Raw genomic sequence first — 19,834 nt, forward strand, 5'->3', positions numbered from 1 at the left:
TTTTATTAATCGGTTTTATCGATTGATCTAATCGAAATAAAGTGTTTTACAAATTTATAAAAATAACAGAAATTTGTTTTACAATATGATAATGAAATTCTTAAATCAAAACTATTTTCAATATATCGAGAGTTTTTTTCTTGGTATAGCCCAAATATTACTTTGGGGATGTTCTTATTTTGTCCTTTCTATCTTAGCTGATCCTATTATGAAAGAAACAAATTGGTCTCCTCAATTTATTTATGGATGTCTGTCTATTTCAATCTTAATTTCTGGGCTAATTTCTCCAAAAATTGGAAAAATAATTAATAATTCACAGAAAAATTATATTCTATTCTTATCTGGAATTATTATGGCATTAGGTCTTATAACCATTTCATTTTCTTCTGGAAAAATAGTTTACTTAATAGGATGGATTTTATTGGGAGTTGCAATGGGTTTTGGGCTTTATGATGCTTTATTTGCTTCTTTAGGAAAAAAATATGGTAAAAAAGCTTCTGGATCTATAATACAGATTACATTAATTTCTGGATTTGCAACAACTGTTGCTTGGCCAATTTTATCTTATTGTAGCACAAATTATGGATGGAGAAATTCTTTATTAATTTTTGCCATTTTATTAATCATATTTACTCTTCCAATACACTTTTTTAGTTTTGCTTACCAGCAAGATCACAAAGAAATAAATGAGAAGAAAGAAAATAAAATAATTATTCAGAAAACAAACGTTGTTCCTGATCTTAAATTATCATTCTATTTATTACTCATCAATTTTTCTATTGGCTCATTTCTTATGACTGGTTTATATGTTTACATTATCGAAATTCTTAAAGATAAAGGGATTGGATTAAAAGAAGCTATAGCAATTGGAGCTTTATTAGGCCCAAGCCAAGTTGGTGTACGTTTATTAGATCTTCTATTTCCTAAAAAAACACCTATTATTACAGCGTTAATCTCTTCTTTTGCAATTTTTATATCATTTGTTTTGCTATTACTTTCTTATAAAATAGCGTTTATAGGAGTTATTATATTTGGATTAGGAAATGGTATGCGCTCTATTTTAAGAGGAACATTGCCTTTGTGGATATTTAGTCCAAAAATATATGCAAAAATAATAGGGAATTTAGCATTATTACCATTAGTTGCACAAGCTGCTACTCCATTTTTAGGAGGATTGATTATACAATATTTAGGAATAAAATCGTTTGTTTACTGTTTATGTTTTCTAGCAGCTTTTAACTTGGTTCCGTTATTTATTTTACAAAAAGTATTGAAAGGTTATAGAATTAATCTTAAACGATACAAAACAATATTATTATCAAAAATACATTTATGAATATATTTCCTTTAATTGATGGTCATTTTAATGTAGATAAAGAGAAGAATTTTTCTTTATTAAATGAAGAAAATGAAGGATTAAAAATGGCTGTACAACCATTTCTGATACAAATTGATAACGAAAATATTTTATTGGATGCTGGATTAGGATGGCTAGAAAATAATGAACCAAAAATTATTCAGAATTTAGAGCATTTAAATCTTAACCCTTCTACTATATCTAAAATCTTACTTTCTCATTTACACAAAGATCATGTAGATGGTTTAGTGAAAAAAGTAAATGGAAATATGGAATTAATTTTTCCGAATGCTTCTCTTTATATTCAGAAACGTGAATATGAATTTGCGATTACTCAAACAGAAAGTTTGTCTTATGATTTATCTGTCTTAGATTTTATTATAAAAAATAGTGAAATCATTTGGTTGAATGATGACAAAGGAAACATAACAGATAAAATTAGATTTGAAGTTACTGGAGGACACACTCCTTTTCTACAAGTTTTTTGGATAGAAGAACAAAATGAAATTGCTTTTTTTGGCTCTGATAATTTACCTTTAAGAGCTTATCTTAAACATCGTATCGCATATAAAAGTGATTTTGATGGAAAGAAAGCCATGCAAGATAGATTAAACTGGGAAGAATTAGCAATAGAAAATCATTGGAAAGTTTTATTCTATCATGATTTGAAGAATCCTACATTTCAATTTTAAATTTAGTGGTTATGTTTTTAAAGTTTTAGATGAACAAAGCTATTGTATTGTTTTTCTAAATTATAAACTTAATAACTTAAAAACATTATAACTTAGAAACCTTCTTCAACTCTATAAATTTCTTAAAAGCTCTTTCAAACTCATCTAAGGTTACTAGATGTGTCATTTCTGCATCAAAAAATTGTTCAATATTTCCGTTTTGTTTTTGTAAATTTTCAACAAACTCTATTTGAAGCTGAGGTTCTATTACATCGTCTTTTAAACCTGTAAAAACAGTATTTTTTTTAGATGGAACACTATTTAGTAAAACTTCTGGTAGAAATGGTTTTAAACGCTCTATTGCAATTACAGCAGGATTAAACATTAAAACTGGAATATTTAACATCATTCCCAAATAATAACTTATCATTCCTCCTAAACTAGTTCCTGCAATAAAGTCTATAGGTTCTTCTTTAAACTTTACCAACAGTTCTTGTATAATTGTATTATCTGTATCGTAATCAATTAAAGGTGCATAACACTCTCCTAAAGAATCTAAATAAATTCTTTTTTCATCTGTTACAAATCCTTGATAACCGTGTAAATAAGCAAATTTCATTATATTCTTATTTATATAATTCGAAAACTAAATTAATTTATTAAAATTTATTAAACTATGATATTTATAGAGTTTAGAACCCTAATATCATTTTTGCGATAGAAAAATAAATAAGTAATCCAAAAATATCATTACTTGTGGTAATAAATGGCCCTGTAGCAATTGCAGGGTCTACACCATATTTATGTAACATAATCGGAATAAATGTTCCGATTAAACTTGCCAAAATCATTACAATAACCAATGCCAATACAATTGTTGATGAGATTTCATAACTCGTACTCATGATAAAATGAGTTGCTAATAAAAGTAACATAGCTAAAACAACACTATTTAGCATGGCTAAAAGCATTTCCTTTCCTAATCTTTTCCAAATAGAACCTGTAATATTATTATTCGCTAAACCTTGTACAATAATGGCTGAGGATTGTACACCAACATTTCCTGCCATGGCAGCAACAAGAGGTGTAAAAAAGAATAACTGAGGAAATAAATTCATTGCATCGCTAAAACTTTGCGAAACATTTACAGCGATAAAACTACCTACCAATGCCAGTAATAACCATGGTAAACGTGCTTTTGTTAATTTCCAAATACTATCATCAGAATCTACATTTTGCGTAATACCGGCTGCTAATTGATAATTTTCTTCTGCATCTTCACGGATTACATCAATCACATCATCAACCGTAATTACGCCAACTAAACGCATTAATTCATCTACAACAGGTACTTCGTATAAATCATATTTTTCAATAACTTTTGCTACTTCAGCATCTTTCGCATATGTTTTTACGTATTGTATTTTTTCGTTGTAAACATCTGCAACTTTAGCATTCGCAGATGTTGTCAATAAACGCTTTAAACTTAAAGTTCCTAATAATTTATCGTCTTCATCTACCACATAAATAGAAAAAACTTCTTCTAAATCTTCTGCCTGCTTACGCATTTGTTTAACAGCAGTAATTACAGACCAATCTTTGTTCACTTTTACGAGCTCCTTTCCCATTAAACCTCCAGCGGTTTCTTCATCATAGCGTAAAAGGTCTACAATTTCTTTGGCATGTTCTTGATCTTCTAACTGTGCAATTACCTCATCTTTTTTCTCTTCAGAAAGCTCGTTAATAACATCAACAGCATCGTCGGTATCCATTTCGGTAATTACATCTTCAGCAATTTCTTTGGCTGTTAATGTTTTTAGAAATTTCTTTCTATCATCTTCTTCTAATTCAAGTAAGATGTCAGCAGAAATCTCATTATCAAGTAAATCAATTACAAAAGATTGTTCTTTGGTCGAAAGTTCATCAAACAATTCGGCAATATCTGCTGGGTGAAGATCTTGCAACATCTCCTTAACTTCTTTTGCATTTTGTTCGTTTATTCTTTCTACTAAAATTTCTATAAACTCTTTTGTAATTTTTACCTCCATAATTTATTTCATTCTTTTCGTTAACTCAATAAAATCTTCTACAGACAATTGCTCTGCACGCATGTTTAGGAACTCATGTTCCATTAAATCTTCTGGAATACCTAAAGATTTTAAAGCATTTCTTAATGTTTTTCTTCTTTGACCGAAACCGGCTTTTACAACCTGAAAAAATCTTTTTCTTTCTACTCCTTCTATTTCTGTTCTGTAACGACGCATAATAATTACACCTGATTTCACTTTTGGTGGTGGTGTAAAAACATGCTCTGGAACAGTAAATAAATACTCGCAATGGTAATATGCTTGTGCTAACACAGAAAGTATACCATAATCCTTTGTTCCTTTTTTTGATGCAATTCTTTCTGCAACTTCTTTTTGAAACATTCCACAAACTTCTGGCACATTTTCTCTTTCTTCTAACGCTTTAAAAATAATTTGAGAAGAAATGTTATAAGGGAAATTTCCTAAGATTGCGATTTGCTCGTCAAATTTAGAAGAGAAATCCATTTTTAAGAAATCTTCGGAATGAATTTTAAATCCTGGATAAAAAGGTTGATAATATTCTTTTAGATATTCTACAGATTCTGCATCAATCTCTACAACCTCTATATTTTTCTTTGCTTGCAAAATATATTTTGTCAACACTCCCATTCCTGGACCAATTTCCAATACACGATCATATCCCTCCCAAGTTAAACCTTCGGCGATATCTCGAGCAATATTTTCATCATTCAAAAAATGCTGACCTAAATGTTTTTTAGCTTTTACTTTCAAAAATTATAAATTTTAAGTTTTCTTTAACCCACTTATCTTATAATATCTATTAGAATATCTTTCTTTCAAGATAAGTTTTTTTTATATTAGCCCCAAAATTAACCCAAATGTCAAAAACGAACGATAAATTTGAGAAAAAAAGACTGCGTTCTTCTAATATTACTGTAATAATTAGTATTTCGCTTGTTTTATTTCTATTAGGTATTTTCGGCTTAATTGTCATTAATGCACAAAGTTACGCAGAACATCTAAAAAGAGAATTAAAAATTGAAGCTTATTTTAAAGATGTCGAAGATCCAAAATTAAAAGATAAAGAGCTTGATTTGCAAAAATCTTATATCGATTCGTTGAAGGTGAAGTATTCTTTTGTTGAAGCTACAAAGTATATTAGCAAAGAAGAAGCTGGTAAAATTGCTAAAAAAGATTTAGGAACTGATGGAAGTGATTTCTTTGAAGAAAGTATTTTCCCTGCCTCTGTACAAATTACTTTAAATCCAAACACCATACAATCTGTTGAGCAAATAGATTCTATCAATAAAGTTTTAGCAAAAAATACAATTATAGATGAAGTAAAAAGTGATAAAGAAGCAATGGTAACTATTTACCAAAGCATTAATAAAATTACTTTTTGGTTAATGATTTTTGCTGTAATATTCTTGGTAATTGTTGTTATCTTAATCAACAACTCTATCCGATTAAAAATATACGCAAAACGTTTCAGCATAAAAACAATGCAATTGGTTGGTGCTCGCAGACGTTTTATTATGAAGCCTTTCCTTATAGAAGGAGCTATTTTAGGATTTTTTGCTGCGACAATAGCAATTATTGGACTAAGTGCTTTATGGTACACATTAGCAACAAAAGTAGGTTTACTATTATGGAATCCTAATTACACAGCATTAATTCTTATTTTAATTGCAATTGGTGTTATTATCGCTATTTTTAGTACATTATTTGCTGCATGGCGTTACTTAAGATTAAAAACTGATCAACTTTATTAATGAAAACAAATTCAATAAATACAACTAAAGAATCAGCATCAACTAATGGTGCTGGTTTTACTTTTTTATTCGGGAAAAGAAATTATATTTTCATGGCAATTGGATTAGCATTAATTGGACTTGGATTTTTATTAATGACAGGACATGATGCGAATACAAGACCAGACGGAACTTGGGATGCGAATTATTGGAATGATGATATTTACTCATTTCGTAGAATTCGTTTAGCTCCATTTTTAGTTGTTGCTGGTTTTATTGTCGAAATTTATGCTATTTTAATCAATCCGAATAAGGAAAAATAATGAATACTTTACAAGCAATTATTATTGCAATTGTTGAGGGATTGACAGAATATTTGCCTATCTCTTCTACTGCTCACATGGGATTTACTGCCGCTTTAATGGGACTTCCTGAAAGCGAATTTTTAAAAATGTTTCAGGTTTCTATACAATTTGGAGCCATTTTAGCAGTTGTCGTTTTATACTGGAAAAAGTTTTTCAACTTCCAGGATTTTAATTTTAACTTTTACATCAAATTAGCATGCGCTGTTGTGCCTGCTTTAATTTTAGGAAAATTATTTGATGATAAAATAGAAGCTGTCTTAGGAAATCAAGTCGCTATTTCTGGAATGTTAGTTTTTGGTGGATTTATTTTATTATTTGTAGACAAATGGTTTAAAAATCCTAAAATTGATAACGAAAAAGATATCACAATAAAGAAAGCTGTTACAATTGGTTTTTGGCAATGTTTAGCTATGATGCCTGGTACTTCTCGTTCTGCAGCATCTATTATTGGAGGTATGACAGAAGGTTTATCTCGTAAAGCAGCAGCAGAATTTTCTTTCTTTTTAGCTGTTCCTACAATGTTAGCAGTAACTGTTTATTCAGTTTTTGTAAAAACATGGGGAGAAGATACTGTAACTCCTATGAAAGGTTACGAAATGATTTTACAAGATCAAGAACATATTACGTTATTTATTCTTGGAAATGTTATTGCATTTGTAGTAGCATTAATCGCTGTAAAATCTTTTATTTCTGTTTTAACTAAATATGGATTTAAATTTTGGGGTTGGTACAGAATTATAATAGGAATTGTACTATTAATTTACTTTTGGAATAATCCACAATCTTCTACAGAAAATAATACTTCTGTAGAAACAACAATGATTCAGCATAAATAGAATGAATGTAGAGAAAATACAAGAAGGACATGTTTTTCTGATTGATAAACCGTTAGATTGGACTTCTTTTGATGTTGTAAATAAAATTCGTTGGAACATTAGAAAATCTTACGATTTAAAGAAGATAAAAGTTGGACATGCAGGAACGTTAGATCCTAAAGCTACTGGTCTTTTATTAGTTTGTACTGGAAAATTAACTAAAAAAATAGATGAATTTCAGGCGCAAGAAAAAACATATACAGGTACTATAAAATTAGGTGTTACTACACCTACTTATGATTTAGAATCTGAAGAAGATCAAACTTTTCCTACAGATCATTTAACAGAAGAAATAATTTACGAAGCTACAGAACAGTTTATTGGAGAAATAGAACAGTTTCCTCCTATGCATTCTGCTATAAAAGTAGATGGTAAACGTTTGTATGAGTTAGCAAGAGAAGGACAAGAAATAGAAAGAAAAGCTAGAAAAATTACAATTCACGATTTTAAAATTACTAAAATAGATTTGCCTTTTGTAGATTTTGAAGTAAATTGTAGTAAAGGAACATACATTAGAAGTTTAGCGTACGATTTTGGTAAAGCTGTAAATTCTGGTGGTTATTTAACTGCTCTACGTCGAACTAAAATTGGAGATTTTGATGTAATAAATGCTGAAAATTTAGCTTTAGAAAAAAGTTATTTCGAAACAGAAAACAAATTAGAACTTTAAAATAGTATAAAACTTAATGGAAACATTAAGTTTTTTTTATTCATCATTTAGCAATTTACTTTTTTTGAAAGGAATTCCTTTTCTAATAAGATTTGCATGATAAGAGCTTGGAATATCATTTTGCCATTTTGGTAATAATAGAATAATTAAAATGACATCTAACTGAGAGATTATTCCCCAATAAATAGTTAATTGTAAAAGAATACCTCCGTATCCAAATCCTATTATAGATACAAAGCTAGAAAATAGAAAGAGTCCCCATATTTTTGAAAGAAATGCATGTGTACAAGTTTCTTTAGAAAACCGAATAAAACTAATCGCATAACATAAAAATTCCATGAAGAGTAAAAGAAATAATCCTACTTTATTTTATTGTAGTATTTCCGCGTTTAATATGTAGCATGCAATCATTACAGTAATCCAAAAAACTAAATCTACTTGACTGTCTAATCTTCTCAATTTTACAGAACTTACTTTTAATTTTCTTGCGATAATTCCATCAAAAATATCTGAAATTAACCCTAAGAAAATTAAAGTAACTAAAATACCTCTAGATTCTTCCTTTAAATAATAAGCTAATGCTATTATAATTGGAGCTAATAAAAGTCTAAAAAAAATAAGAAGTAAAGGAATTCTTTTTTTCATTTAAAGTAAATTAAGAACCTTGTTTATTTCTTCGCTAATAATTTTTGGTTTTTGCATTACCATAATATGTGTTCCCCCTTCTACTCTAATCGCATTTTGAATATTATTGATAGGGAAAACAATATCTTTCGTACCATGTATATGTGTTACATTTTCTTCTTGATAAGCAGTAGAATGTTCCCAGTTTACGATTTTATGAATAGACCAACTTAGGTAATCTTTATCTTTAAACTCAAAGATATCATCAATATTAGACTTGTCTTTCTCTGTGTAATATAACTTTCTTAACATCATATAAGAGAAAGCCCTATCTGATGTAAGAAAACTCATAGGAATTGCTTTATGAGCATTTGTTGAGGCAGAAAACTTAAGTAGATTAGGAAGTTCTCTTCTATTCTTTACTGTTGATATAAGAAAGGTATGTTTAGGATGAATAAACCGATTCATTTCCTGCACAATTATTCCTCCAAAAGATAATCCCATCAAAAGAAAATCTTCTGTGGGATTTATAGTATTAATTAATCTTTCTGTGTAATGAGCTAATGTTTCATTCTTTTCTGGTTTTAACCAAGGAATATAAACTTGTTCAAATCCATCTGCTAAGCGCAAATTTCTAAACGCATTTCCATTTGCTCCTAAACCACTTACTTGATAAATTTTCATTCTTTATAATATATCTTTCTTTTTAGAATAATCTGTTGGTCGAACACCAATTACTTTCTGAAAAGTGTTACTAAAAGTTGGTAAACTATTATATCCAACCATGTTAGATATTTCACTAATAGAATAAGTACCATCAATTAACAATTGTAAAGCTCTTAACATTCTTAAGATTGTAAAATATTGAACAAATGTCATATTTAAATCTTTCTGAAATAATCTTGACAAAGAACGTTCCGAAAACCCAAACTCAGCAGTGATTTTTTTCATTGTAATAGATGAATCCATGTTATCATCTAAGAATTGTACAATTTTTTTAAGACGTTCGTCATGAGGAAGTGGTAAAGCTAATCTCAAGCTATTTTTACTTACTTTAGGTAAGATTTCTTTGAATGCTTGTGCTATAATAAATTCGCTTTTATCATCTGGAAGTATATCTCCTTTCCATTGATTAGAAAACAATAAAAGTTCAAGTAATAATCCATCTGTCGGATAAATTCCTACTTTTTTGTAAAAAGAATCATCGCCTTCATTAATCGGAAAATATAAATTTCTCATGATTACCTCTGGTGTATTTGGGTGTATACTATGTTCTACATGAGGAGGTATCCACATATAGTGTCTAGCAGGCAAATAAAATGTATCTTTTCCTATTTTTACATAAACAATTCCACCTTCACAATATAGAAATTGAGCTTTATTATGTTTATGTTCAACCACGTATGCTTCCGAAATCTCTTTGTGGTAACAGAAAATTGATGTTGGATATTTATCAATCTCGGTTAAATAATATCGTGTCTCAAATTTATTATCTAAGTGTATATTCATTGTTTGTTTATATAGACAACTAAGATACAGATATTTTTTATATAATGTATAATGTACACAAATTAAGTGGCTGTTTTGAATAATTATTTGACCTTTTTTAATATTAACAATTTTTCAAATTATCTAATATTTGTAATTCCCTCTGTACAAAGAGGATAAATATTTTAAGAAAAGAGACAAAAATAAAAGTTGCATATGTTGGAAAGAATAAAATTAACTGACTTACATTCAAAAATAATGACAGCGGATGAATCTGCTAAGTTTTTTGAAGATGGAATGACTGTAGGTTCAAGTGGTTTTACAAGAGGTGGAGATACAAAAGTTGTATTAAAAGCTGTTGCAGAACGTGCTAAAACAGAAGATTTAAAATTAACTTTAGTTACAGGAGCTTCATTAGGACATGGTACCGATGCTGCTTTAGTTGAAAGTGGAGCATTAAAAAAGCGTTTACCATTTCAGGTAGATACTGTAATGAGAAAAAATATTAATGCTGGTAATCTACTTTTTATAGACCAACACTTAGGTGAAAGTGCTGAACATATATTAAATGGTCAATTTAAAATTGATTTAGGAATTTTAGAAGTTGCTGAAATATTAGAAGATGGTTCTTTAGTCCCAACAACATCTATTGGTAATAATGTTGAAATTGTAAAAAGTGCTGAGAAATTAATCATAGAGATTAATACGACTATTCCTACAAATATTAAAGGAATTCATGATATATACAATGTAGAAGAATACGGAAAACGTACACCTATTAATATTACAACAATTGATACTAAGATAGGAACTGAAACTATAAAAGTTGACCCTTCTAAAATTGTTGGTATTGTTTTTCATGATATTCAAGATATGCCTGGTGATATTCAGCCGGCTGATGATGCTACGATTGCAATCGCTCAAAACATTGTAAAATTCTTTGAAAAAGAAGTTGAAGAAGGTCGCTTAACAAAATCTTTAATGCCTTTACAATGTGGTATTGGTAAAGTTGCAAATGCTGTTTTAGGTGGATTAGAAAATTCTGATTTCGAGGATTTAGTAATGTATTCTGAGGTCTTACAAGATTCTACTTTTGATTTAATAGATTCTGGAAAAATGAAATTTGCTTCTGCATCTTCTATGACAGTCTCTCAAGAGTGTTATGACCGTGTAATTAATAATATCGAGAATTATAAAGACAAAATCGTTTTACGTCCACAATCTATCTCTAACTCTGCAGAAGTTATCCGCCGTTTAGGAATTATCGGAATTAATACTTCTTTAGAATGTGATATTTATGGAAATGTAAATTCTACACACGTTTCTGGTACTCATATGATGAATGGTATCGGAGGATCTGGAGATTTCGCACGTAATGCCTACATTTCTATTTTTGTAACATCATCTATTGCAAAAGGAGGAAATATTTCTTCTATTGTTCCAATGGTTTCTCATACAGACCATACAGAACATGATGTAGATATTATTGTTACTGAACAAGGTTTGGCAGATTTAAGAGGATTAGCTCCAAGAGAAAGAGCAATTGAAATTATTAATAATTGTGTTCATGCTGATTATCAAGGTGAATTATTATCTTATTTTGAGAGAGCATGCGCAGAAAGAGGTGGACAAACACCACATATATTAGAAGAAGCTTTTTCTTGGCATACAAGATTAAAAGAAACTGGTTCTATGAAAAAAGAGAGCCTATTTGCTTTGAAATAACTAAATAATAAAACTATACTTTTTTTTAAAAGCATGATTCAGATCAACTCTGAATTGTGCTTTTTTTTATGAAATAATGTAACTTTGTGACTATCTCATAAAAGACAATGAAAAGAAAATTACTTATAATTTCTGTTTTCACTTTATTTTATTCTTGTCAATCTAATCAGGGAAATAGTGAAAATTTAGAACAAATTGATAAAAAATCTGCTCGTGAAGTAGTTTTAACAACAAAAACTGTTGGTGACTCTGTTTTTCATATTACAAAACAAAAAATCTGGGCAAATGATGTCGTTATTAATGAAAAAATTGATACACTAATTACATCAAAAAAATCTACTCCAACAGATTCTGCTTCTGTTCCAATTTATGTTACAATACAATAAAAATGAATAATAAAGATAAAAAAGCAAGTAAACTTGTTACATTGGTTTTAATTTCTTCTGTTCTTAGTTCTTGTGTTAATAAAGAAGAAGCTGTTGCTACAAATCCTCAAAAAGTATTTATGCGTGCAGATTCTACAGCACCATATACAGATGTAACACAAAATTATTCTCAGAATAACCAATCTCATAATGGAGGAATGGGAAATTCTTTACTTTGGTTTATGGCATTTCGTAGTTTAACTGGAGGAATGGGATATTCGAGCCCAGGTATACATCAAAAATCTAATATTGGAACAAATACAATGAAAGATAAAGCTATGAGAGACCAAGCAGTACGTGGTGGTTTCGGAAGTTCGTCTTCATCTGCTTCATCTTAAAAAATAATCAATGGAAATTAAACAATTAAAAAAAGATTCTAATTGGCAAGAACGATTAGAGAACATTGGTTTTGGTTATCATACAGATGAGAAAGGTATACCTTATTGGATAGAAGATTACTATTATTCTATTTCTGAAAAAGAAGCTGACCAAATTTTTGATGCGACAAAAACATTGTGGGATATGTGCCTACATGCAGTGGAACATGTTATAGAAAATAATATGCTCGATTTGTTTAAAATTCCAAAATTTATTCAACCTTATCTTATTGAAACATGGGAAAATGATGTACCAAGTATTTATGGGAGATTCGATTTTTCTTATGATGAGAAAAATAATCAGATAAAATTATTAGAGTTTAATGCTGATACACCTACTTCTTTGTTTGAGTGTGGCGTTGTGCAATGGCTTTGGATGGAAAATTATTTTGGAGACACTAAAGATCAATTTAATTCTGTTCATGATAAACTTATTGATACATGGAAAATTTTAAAACCCTATCTTAAAGGAGATACGTTACATTTTTCTTGTGTAAAAGAATCATTAGAAGATTTAACAAATGCAGAATATCTACGCGATACTGCAATACAAGCTGGTATAAACACTAAATTAATTTTTATTGATGATATTGGTTGGAATAATATAAATTTTGTTGATTTAGAAGATGAAATAATTACTGATATTTTTAAACTCTATCCTTGGGAATGGATGACGAATGAGCTTTTTGCATACAATATCAAAAATGATGAAGCAAAAGCAAATTGGATAGAGCCTGCTTGGAAAATGATTCTTTCTAATAAAGCTATACTTCCTGTTTTATGGCAACTATATCCAAATCATCCTCTACTTTTAGAGGCTTATTTTGATTCTCCTAAAGAGATGAAAAATTATGTAAAAAAACCTCTTTTATCTCGTGAAGGTGCAAATATAGAAGTTGTAAAAGAAGGTCGTATTACAGAGCAGACTTTGGGTGAATATGGTGAAGAAGGATTTATATACCAAGAGTTAGCAAATCTGCGAAAAGAAGAAACGGGTTATTCTATTATTGGTAGTTGGATAATTGGTCAAGAATCTGCAGGAATTACTTTCAGAGAAAGTAACCAATTTATTACAACAGATAAAAGTAGATTTATTCCTCATATTATAGAATAACAATTAGAATTGAATTAACAACATCTAGTTTCTAAATTCCTACTCCGAATTTCAAATCTCGGATTTCAATTAAAAAAAATAATGAGCATAATTTGAATAAACTTCATATTATGCTCATCTTTTTTAAATCTAACCAAATTACCTTATTTCATTTTTTCATCTTGTTTTTTAAACTTTTTTTTCATAAATTAAACAGAAGATTGATGACTATTTTCAATTTATTTTAAATAATTAATAATTAGACAATTAAAAAAAATGAGAAAGCAACAGTCAATAAAATTTAGCATAACAACAACCTAAATATAGCTTTATATGGATTTTTTAGATGATTTATTTAATTCTTTTTCAGTTCCAGCAGAACCAATTTCGGGAATGCTCGAAGAAGATTTATTTTGGCAAATTATAGAAAATTCTTTACAAGAAGCTAGTAATTTGAACGAACAAAGACAGTCTTTAGCATTAGAATTAGAAAGACTTACTGCCGAAGATATTATTGGATTTCAAATAAGATTAGAAAATTTATTATTTTCTTTACATTCACCAGAAATATGGTGTGCTGCTTGTATAATGAATGATGAAACTGATCCAAAACATTTTTTTTATTTTAAAAATTGGATTGTTTCTCAAGGTAGAGAATTATTCGAAAAAGCTTTATCGCATCCTGATAGGCTTTCTTATTATTTTAAAGAGGGCTTTAACGAAGATGATTTGTACGAATTTGAGAATTTTCATTCTATTACCAATGAACTCTTCATGGTAAAAGTTGGTCTACCTATTGCCAACTACATAGAGAAAAAACAATTAGAAAATTTCACAGAGAATTTTCCTAAACCAGATTTTGATTGGGACGATGAAAATTTCACCAATTTACAAATCTTCTGTCCCAAACTATATAAAATATTTGTCGAAGACTATTTTGTAGACGAGGAAGATGAAGAAGAAGATGAGGATGATATATTATAAATTCTTTTCATGTTAAAAGTTTTTATATAGAATTTTTAATACTAAGAATATAGTTTTATTTTCATTTTTTATTCATGAACTTTTAATTGTTTTCATATGAATTCATATGCCGTTCGGGGAATCTTGATAAAAAAACGAAACAATACTTCGAGAGCCTCAGTACAAGATCCATCAAGGTCGTAAATCTTTGACTAAAAATTATCAACGCTACGGAATGATTTAAAAATTCACATACGTTCATTAAATCATTTGTATCCTACGCTCTTTCAATTTTATTAACGTCAAACATTTAAATACCATTTTTTTTAATCCGTTTAAAAAAGAAAATTAGCTAAATAATTAAAATATAATATTTAAAACTCTAAACAGGTTAAATAGAAGAAAAAATTAACCATTAAAAAAAGGAACTCTAATTTAGAGTTCCTTTTATATTTTACTAGATATTGTAATTTTATTATCCTAAAACTTTTGCAACAGTAGCACCAATATCAGCAGGAGAAGCAACAACGTGGATTCCACATTCTTCCATAATTGCCATTTTAGCTTGAGCAGTATCATCTGCACCACCAACGATAGCACCTGCATGTCCCATTGTACGTCCTTTTGGAGCAGTTTGACCTGCGATGAAACCTACAACTGGTTTAGTTCCATTAGCTTTAATCCAACGAGCAGCTTCTGCTTCTAATTGTCCACCAATTTCACCAATCATTACGATACATTCTGTTTCTGGATCATTCATAAATAATTCTACAGCTTCTTTAGTTGTAGTTCCAATAATTGGATCTCCACCAATACCAATTGCAGTAGAAATACCGTAACCAGCTTTTACTACTTGATCAGCAGCTTCGTAAGTTAAAGTTCCTGATTTAGAAACGATTCCTACTTTACCTTTTTTGAAGATAAATCCTGGCATAATACCAACTTTAGCTTCTTCAGATGTAATAACACCTGGACAGTTAGGTCCAATTAATGTAACATCTCTTTGATCAACATAAGCCTGAACTTTTACCATGTCTTCTACAGGAATACCTTCAGTAATACAAATAATTACTTTAATTCCAGCTTCTGCAGCTTCCATAACAGCGTCACCTGCGAATGCTGGCGGAACGAAAATAATAGAAACATCTGCTCCAGCTTGATCTACAGCATCCTTTACAGTGTTAAAAATTGGTAATCCTAAGTGAGTTTGTCCTCCTTTACCTGGTGTAACCCCTCCAACTACTTGAGTTCCATACTCAATCATTTGCTCGGCATGAAAAGTTCCTTCTTTTCCTGTGAAACCTTGAACGATTATCTTTGAATCTTTGTTTACTAATACAGACATTGTGATTTTTTTAGTTAGACAAATATAAAAGGTCTTTCTCTTTTTAAAAAATATTCACCCTAAAAAATATACCATAATTTTATTCAAAAGGGTCAAATTATCAAATAAAATTTAAAAAAAATGGCTTATAATCGAGCTAAGTATTTATAATTATTTAATTGTTATTTTTTTCGATATTCTCTAACCATAATTTCTGTAATTGCCATTTTTTTGTAAAGGCCTCTCGCTTCTTCCGCAGGATAACCAAAATAAGTTTTTCCTCCTTCTAGCGATTTACTTACACCCGCTTGCGCTAAAAGTACAGCTTTACTACCAATTGTTGCTCCACTAGTAATTCCCACTTGTCCCCAAATAGAAACTTCATCTTCTACATTTACACAACCAGCAATACCGACTTGAGAAGCTATTAAACATTTTCTACCAATTATTGTATCGTGACCAATTTGAATTAAGTTATCCATAATTGTTCCTTCCTTAATAATAGTAGAAGCAGAAACTCCTCTATCTATTGTACAATTTGCACCGATTTCTACATTATCTTCAATAATAACATTTCCAACAGATTTTAATCTATCAAATCCTGTTTCTCTATTCTTATAATAAAATGCATCAGCTCCTAAAACTGTTCCTGAACGAATAATCACATTATCACCAATAATTGAATGGTCATTAATAGATACGTTAGAATGGATAACACAGTTTTTACCGATCTTTACATGATTACCTATAAAAACACCTGGTTGCAAAATTGTACTCTCTCCTATTTCGGCAGAATCAGAAATTTGTTTAGTGCTTGCTTCAAAAGCAAGAAAATGTTGTCCAATTTTTACAAAGTCTCTAAATGGATCATCAGAGATTAATAAAGCTTTCCCTTCTGGACAATCTACTTCTTTATTAATTAAAATAATTGTTGCGTTAGATTCTAACGCTTTATCATAATATTTTGGGTGATCAACAAAAACAATGTCTCCTGCCTCTACTCTGTGAATTTCATTTATTCCTTCAATTGGAAAATTTTCGTCACCAATATACTTAGCATCAATTATTGACGCTATTTCTTTTAATTTATGTACGTGTGGAAATTTCATATTCTTACTTAAAAAACGTAGCACAAATATAAAAAAAAGCTAACTCAGAAAGTTAGCTTTTAAAAAATTATAATAAATAGTTATTTTATTTTTTCTTGAAAACCATAGTTTTAATATCATTCGCAAATAATACTAATTTATCATCTTTCATTTCAAATTTATTTACGTTGTTAAAACGATCCATAAAAGCGGCATCATCTACTCCTTCACAAAACATTCTTGTTGAAGCTACATTTTTCATTGTTAAAGAATTTCCGACAGCAATATAAGCACCGTTTAGACTATTACATCCGTCATTACCAGAAACCATATTATTTTGGAAAGTTAACATTGGTTTTTTATTTGGAAAGCGATCATTTAAAGTTTTTGCACTTTTATCTTTTCCAATAAATTCTTCTAATTCCCATGTTCCTGCTAAAGTAGATGGACGGGCAAAAGTCATAATAACAATATCGCCTTGTATTAATAATAATTTATCATCTACAATAGAATATTTTAATTTACCCTTTAATTTAGAAGTAAAATTGTTGTCTTCTACATTTGCACAAGCTTTCATAGTAGACATCATATCACCAAAAGTAACCTCACCATCAGCAACTGTTACACCTCCATTTAATGAGTTACAACCATCAGAAGCACTTAACATTTTAGTAGAAATAAAATTAAGCACAGGCGCCCCACCAGGATAAGCCTCTGAAATGCTAGTTGCTTTCATTTGATTAATTTGTACAAGCTCCCATTTTCCTAAAATGGATTGTTTGTCTGAGTTTCCAGATGTTGAATTATTCATTGTAGTACAGGATGTAATAACAATAATTAAACTAAGAACTAATGTTAGTCTAAAAATTACTGATTTCATAAATTAAAATTTTATATTGATTAGCATTAAGCGAATATCATACCATATTTTTTACCTTTTTTAAATAAATCATTTAAGTAGAAAAAGATTGATGTGAAGAATTTGTCTTAATTTTGAATTTAATTAATTTTCTATTAAAATTTAATCAGTTTGATTTCTCAAAGAACAATCGATATTATTTTTGAAACTGCTCGTGTAGAAGAAGTAGTTGGAGATTTTGTAAATCTTAAACGCGCAGGTTCTAGCTTAAAAGGTCTTTCACCTTTTGGAAATGAAAAGACGCCTTCTTTTGTCGTTTCACCAGCCAAACAAATCTGGAAAGATTTTTCTTCTGGACGTGGAGGAAATGTGGTTACATTTTTAATGGAAGTTGAGCAATTTACTTATCCAGAAGCTTTACGTTGGTTAGCTAAACGCTATAATATAGAGATTGAAGAAGATGTAGAATATAATTTTGAGCAACAGCAAGAAGAAAAAGAAAGAGAAAGTCTTTATATCTTGACAGATTTTGCTAAAAAATATTTTACAAATCAATTACATAATTCAGAAGAAGGTAATTTAATTGGGTTAAGTTATTTTAGAGAAAGAGGATTCACCAAAGAAATCATTGATAAGTTTGAGTTAGGATATTCTCCTAAGCAATGGGATGCTTTTGCAGAACATGCTTTAAAAAGTGGTTATTCTAAAGAATTAATAGAAGAAGCTGGTTTAGCAACTTTTAAAGAAGACGACAAAAAATATGATAAATTTCGCGAACGTGTAATTTTTCCTATTTACAGTTTCTCTGGTAGAACATTAGGTTTTGGTGGTCGTATTTTACGTAATGATGTAAAAGCTGCAAAATATTTAAACTCTCCCGAAAATAAAATTTATCATAAAAGTAAAACGCTTTATGGTTTATTTCAAGCCAAACAACAAATTATAAAAGCTGATCAGTGTTTCTTAGTTGAAGGGTATACAGATGTTTTAGCACTACATCAAGCAGGATTACAAAATACAGTTGCCAGTTCTGGTACAGCACTTACCAATGAACAAATTAGATTAATAAAAAGATTAACTGAAAATATTACCGTTATGTACGACGGTGATAATGCAGGAATAAAAGCATCTTTTCGTGGAATTGATATGATTCTTGAACAAGAGATGAATGTAAAAGTTCTTCTTTTACCAGAAGGCGAGGATCCAGATTCTTTTGCTAAAAAACATTCTTCTTCAGAAATTGAAAATTATATAAAAGAGAATGCTACAGATTTTATTCGATTTAAAGTAAATGTTCTTTTAGAAGAAGCAAATAACGACCCTATAAAGAAAGCAGAACTTATTCGCGAAATTGTAAAATCTATTTCATTAATTCCAAATATCATAAAACAGGAAGTATATATTGCAGAGACTTCTAAAATTATGGGAATTAGAGAAGAAGTTCTTTTTAAAGAATTAGCTCAATTACAAAAATCTGGAAATAAAAGTTCTGAAAGTAATTCTCATATAACAGATAAGGCTAGACAAAAACAGCCTAATATTTCTATTGTTACTGGTAATAAAGAAGTAATTAATGTTCAACAGACTGTTGAAACAGAAATTATTAAACTAATTATGCAAAATGGTGATTTAGAAGTTGAACTTAAAAATGAAAACAACGAACTATATAAAACTACAGTTAACGAAGAAATCATCTCTCAGTTCGATGAAAATGAATTAAAATTATCTAATCCACTTTATCAACTTATTTTAGAAGATGTAAAAAATGGATTGGAAAAAGATGAATTAAGAACAGGTATTTTCTTTTCTCGTTCTATAAATCCTGAAGTTGTGAATTTAGCTTCGGAAATGATGATTGAAAAATATAACTTAAGTGAAAACTGGACAACAAAACAAGGTATTCACATTAAGAAGAAAGAAGAATTTGTTCATAAAGATTTGTTTGATGTCTTATTACGATTTAAAATTATTTACATTGATAATTTTATAAAGGATTTAATGAATAAGACTAAAAATACAGAATTACCTCCAGAAGAAATAAGACAAGCTTTGCAACAAATTATTCATTTTACAGGATTAAAGAATATTTTGAATGAACACTTAAATCGAGTTATTTAATAAACAATTAATT

20 protein-coding genes and 1 pseudogene are annotated in these 19,834 nt (G+C 29.2%); 12 read left to right on the forward strand and 9 right to left on the reverse strand.

Annotation, left to right across the window (positions count from 1 at the left end):
- The first annotated feature begins 91 nt into the window (after positions 1-91).
- Positions 92-1,336, forward strand: coding sequence for an MFS transporter (locus BUA86_RS13655; RefSeq protein WP_072933577.1), 1,245 nt, complete (start codon positions 92-94; stop codon positions 1,334-1,336).
- Complete coding sequence (locus BUA86_RS13660) at positions 1,333-2,049, forward strand: MBL fold metallo-hydrolase (RefSeq protein ID WP_072933579.1); 717 nt, start codon at positions 1,333-1,335, stop codon at positions 2,047-2,049. Before BUA86_RS13655 ends, BUA86_RS13660 begins: the two co-directional genes overlap by 4 nt.
- 85 nt (positions 2,050-2,134) lie before the next feature.
- Here the strand turns inward: BUA86_RS13660 and BUA86_RS13665 are convergent, their stop codons facing one another.
- The 3 genes from BUA86_RS13665 to rsmA form a co-directional block, all read right to left on the reverse strand.
- Entirely contained in the window at positions 2,135-2,647 is a 513-nt protein-coding gene (locus tag BUA86_RS13665; RefSeq protein ID WP_072933581.1) for a YqiA/YcfP family alpha/beta fold hydrolase, read from the reverse strand.
- 73 nt (positions 2,648-2,720) lie between these two features.
- Positions 2,721-4,076 carry a magnesium transporter gene (gene mgtE / locus BUA86_RS13670; RefSeq protein ID WP_072933583.1) on the reverse strand — a complete coding sequence of 452 codons (1,356 nt, stop codon included), beginning with the start codon at positions 4,074-4,076 and terminating at the stop codon, positions 2,721-2,723.
- Positions 4,077-4,079: 3 nt separating this feature from the next.
- Entirely contained in the window at positions 4,080-4,847 is a 768-nt protein-coding gene (gene rsmA, locus BUA86_RS13675) for a 16S rRNA (adenine(1518)-N(6)/adenine(1519)-N(6))-dimethyltransferase RsmA (RefSeq protein WP_072933585.1), read from the reverse strand.
- A 107-nt stretch (positions 4,848-4,954) separates the two neighbouring features.
- Here rsmA and BUA86_RS13680 point away from each other — a divergent pair, with 107 nt between their 5' ends.
- The 4 genes from BUA86_RS13680 to truB are packed head-to-tail and all read left to right on the forward strand — an operon-like array spanning position 4,955 to position 7,737.
- Complete coding sequence (locus tag BUA86_RS13680) at positions 4,955-5,848, forward strand: cell division protein FtsX (protein WP_072933587.1); 894 nt, start codon at positions 4,955-4,957, stop codon at positions 5,846-5,848.
- Positions 5,848-6,150: a DUF3098 domain-containing protein gene (locus BUA86_RS13685; RefSeq protein WP_072933589.1), complete on the forward strand. Its 303-nt coding sequence runs from the start codon at positions 5,848-5,850 to the stop codon at positions 6,148-6,150. The genes BUA86_RS13680 and BUA86_RS13685 overlap by 1 nt, the downstream gene beginning before the upstream one ends.
- Complete coding sequence (locus BUA86_RS13690) at positions 6,150-7,028, forward strand: undecaprenyl-diphosphate phosphatase (protein WP_072933591.1); 879 nt, start codon at positions 6,150-6,152, stop codon at positions 7,026-7,028. The genes BUA86_RS13685 and BUA86_RS13690 overlap by 1 nt, the downstream gene beginning before the upstream one ends.
- A gap of 1 nt (position 7,029) precedes the next feature.
- Complete coding sequence (gene truB / locus BUA86_RS13695) at positions 7,030-7,737, forward strand: tRNA pseudouridine(55) synthase TruB (RefSeq protein WP_072933593.1); 708 nt, start codon at positions 7,030-7,032, stop codon at positions 7,735-7,737.
- Positions 7,738-7,773: 36 nt separating this feature from the next.
- Here truB and BUA86_RS13700 read toward each other — a convergent pair.
- The 3 genes and pseudogenes from BUA86_RS13700 to BUA86_RS13710 all read right to left on the reverse strand — a co-directional run bounded on the left by BUA86_RS13700 (position 7,774) and on the right by BUA86_RS13710 (position 9,870).
- A pseudogene (locus BUA86_RS13700) lies at positions 7,774-8,382 on the reverse strand (CDP-alcohol phosphatidyltransferase family protein).
- Entirely contained in the window at positions 8,383-9,045 is a 663-nt protein-coding gene (locus tag BUA86_RS13705; protein WP_072933595.1) for an alpha/beta fold hydrolase, read from the reverse strand.
- Between the two features lie 3 nt (positions 9,046-9,048).
- Positions 9,049-9,870 (reverse strand): AraC family transcriptional regulator, encoded by an 822-nt coding sequence (locus BUA86_RS13710; RefSeq protein WP_072933597.1) that lies wholly within the window; start codon positions 9,868-9,870, stop codon positions 9,049-9,051.
- Positions 9,871-10,065: 195 nt separating this feature from the next.
- On the opposite strand from BUA86_RS13710, the gene BUA86_RS13715 reads away from it, so the two are divergent.
- From BUA86_RS13715 to BUA86_RS13735, 5 genes are all read left to right on the forward strand, one after another.
- Complete coding sequence (locus BUA86_RS13715) at positions 10,066-11,574, forward strand: succinyl-CoA:acetate CoA-transferase ScpC (RefSeq protein WP_072933599.1); 1,509 nt, start codon at positions 10,066-10,068, stop codon at positions 11,572-11,574.
- Positions 11,575-11,681: 107 nt separating this feature from the next.
- Positions 11,682-11,960 carry a hypothetical protein gene (locus tag BUA86_RS13720; protein ID WP_072933601.1) on the forward strand — a complete coding sequence of 93 codons (279 nt, stop codon included), beginning with the start codon at positions 11,682-11,684 and terminating at the stop codon, positions 11,958-11,960.
- A 2-nt stretch (positions 11,961-11,962) separates the two neighbouring features.
- A complete protein-coding gene (locus tag BUA86_RS13725; RefSeq protein WP_072933603.1) occupies positions 11,963-12,337 on the forward strand; it encodes a hypothetical protein in 375 nt (124 codons plus the stop codon).
- 10 nt (positions 12,338-12,347) lie between these two features.
- A complete protein-coding gene (locus BUA86_RS13730; RefSeq protein WP_072933605.1) occupies positions 12,348-13,490 on the forward strand; it encodes a glutathionylspermidine synthase family protein in 1,143 nt (380 codons plus the stop codon).
- A gap of 312 nt (positions 13,491-13,802) precedes the next feature.
- Positions 13,803-14,453: a DUF4240 domain-containing protein gene (locus tag BUA86_RS13735; RefSeq protein WP_072933607.1), complete on the forward strand. Its 651-nt coding sequence runs from the start codon at positions 13,803-13,805 to the stop codon at positions 14,451-14,453.
- 454 nt (positions 14,454-14,907) lie between these two features.
- On the opposite strand, the gene sucD is transcribed toward BUA86_RS13735, so the two are convergent.
- The 3 genes from sucD to BUA86_RS13750 all read right to left on the reverse strand — a co-directional run bounded on the left by sucD (position 14,908) and on the right by BUA86_RS13750 (position 17,724).
- Positions 14,908-15,777, reverse strand: a complete 870-nt coding sequence (gene sucD / locus BUA86_RS13740) for a succinate--CoA ligase subunit alpha (RefSeq protein ID WP_072933609.1) — start codon at positions 15,775-15,777, stop codon at positions 14,908-14,910.
- A 161-nt stretch (positions 15,778-15,938) separates the two neighbouring features.
- On the reverse strand, positions 15,939-16,865 hold the full coding sequence (locus BUA86_RS13745; protein ID WP_072933611.1) for a UDP-3-O-(3-hydroxymyristoyl)glucosamine N-acyltransferase: 927 nt from the start codon (positions 16,863-16,865) through the stop codon (positions 15,939-15,941).
- Between the two features lie 85 nt (positions 16,866-16,950).
- Positions 16,951-17,724, reverse strand: a complete 774-nt coding sequence (locus BUA86_RS13750; protein WP_072933612.1) for an META domain-containing protein — start codon at positions 17,722-17,724, stop codon at positions 16,951-16,953.
- 150 nt (positions 17,725-17,874) lie between these two features.
- Between BUA86_RS13750 and dnaG the strand changes: the two genes are divergently transcribed.
- A complete protein-coding gene (dnaG, locus tag BUA86_RS13755; RefSeq protein WP_072933614.1) occupies positions 17,875-19,821 on the forward strand; it encodes a DNA primase in 1,947 nt (648 codons plus the stop codon).
- The last annotated feature ends 13 nt before the right edge of the window (positions 19,822-19,834 follow it).

Origin of the sequence: Chishuiella changwenlii, assembly GCF_900142565.1 — a bacterium.
GTDB classification, from domain to species: domain Bacteria; phylum Bacteroidota; class Bacteroidia; order Flavobacteriales; family Weeksellaceae; genus Empedobacter; species Empedobacter changwenlii.

Excerpts from the sequence above, each read along its gene's own strand:
- sucD (WP_072933609.1), bottom strand. The coding sequence starts at position 15,777 with ATGTCTGTATTAGTAAACAAAGATTCAAAGATAATCGTTCAAGGTTTC.
- BUA86_RS13660 (WP_072933579.1), top strand. The coding sequence starts at position 1,333 with ATGAATATATTTCCTTTAATTGATGGTCATTTTAATGTAGATAAAGAG.
- BUA86_RS13720 (WP_072933601.1), top strand. The coding sequence starts at position 11,682 with ATGAAAAGAAAATTACTTATAATTTCTGTTTTCACTTTATTTTATTCT.
- BUA86_RS13730 (WP_072933605.1), top strand. The coding sequence starts at position 12,348 with ATGGAAATTAAACAATTAAAAAAAGATTCTAATTGGCAAGAACGATTA.
- BUA86_RS13680 (WP_072933587.1), top strand. The coding sequence starts at position 4,955 with ATGTCAAAAACGAACGATAAATTTGAGAAAAAAAGACTGCGTTCTTCT.
- truB (WP_072933593.1), top strand. The coding sequence starts at position 7,030 with ATGAATGTAGAGAAAATACAAGAAGGACATGTTTTTCTGATTGATAAA.
- BUA86_RS13705 (WP_072933595.1), bottom strand. The coding sequence starts at position 9,045 with ATGAAAATTTATCAAGTAAGTGGTTTAGGAGCAAATGGAAATGCGTTT.
- BUA86_RS13750 (WP_072933612.1), bottom strand. The coding sequence starts at position 17,724 with ATGAAATCAGTAATTTTTAGACTAACATTAGTTCTTAGTTTAATTATT.
- BUA86_RS13715 (WP_072933599.1), top strand. The coding sequence starts at position 10,066 with ATGTTGGAAAGAATAAAATTAACTGACTTACATTCAAAAATAATGACA.
- BUA86_RS13685 (WP_072933589.1), top strand. The coding sequence starts at position 5,848 with ATGAAAACAAATTCAATAAATACAACTAAAGAATCAGCATCAACTAAT.
- BUA86_RS13735 (WP_072933607.1), top strand. The coding sequence starts at position 13,803 with ATGGATTTTTTAGATGATTTATTTAATTCTTTTTCAGTTCCAGCAGAA.
- BUA86_RS13745 (WP_072933611.1), bottom strand. The coding sequence starts at position 16,865 with ATGAAATTTCCACACGTACATAAATTAAAAGAAATAGCGTCAATAATT.
- BUA86_RS13690 (WP_072933591.1), top strand. The coding sequence starts at position 6,150 with ATGAATACTTTACAAGCAATTATTATTGCAATTGTTGAGGGATTGACA.
- BUA86_RS13725 (WP_072933603.1), top strand. The coding sequence starts at position 11,963 with ATGAATAATAAAGATAAAAAAGCAAGTAAACTTGTTACATTGGTTTTA.
- BUA86_RS13710 (WP_072933597.1), bottom strand. The coding sequence starts at position 9,870 with ATGAATATACACTTAGATAATAAATTTGAGACACGATATTATTTAACC.
- BUA86_RS13665 (WP_072933581.1), bottom strand. The coding sequence starts at position 2,647 with ATGAAATTTGCTTATTTACACGGTTATCAAGGATTTGTAACAGATGAA.
- BUA86_RS13655 (WP_072933577.1), top strand. The coding sequence starts at position 92 with ATGAAATTCTTAAATCAAAACTATTTTCAATATATCGAGAGTTTTTTT.
- mgtE (WP_072933583.1), bottom strand. The coding sequence starts at position 4,076 with ATGGAGGTAAAAATTACAAAAGAGTTTATAGAAATTTTAGTAGAAAGA.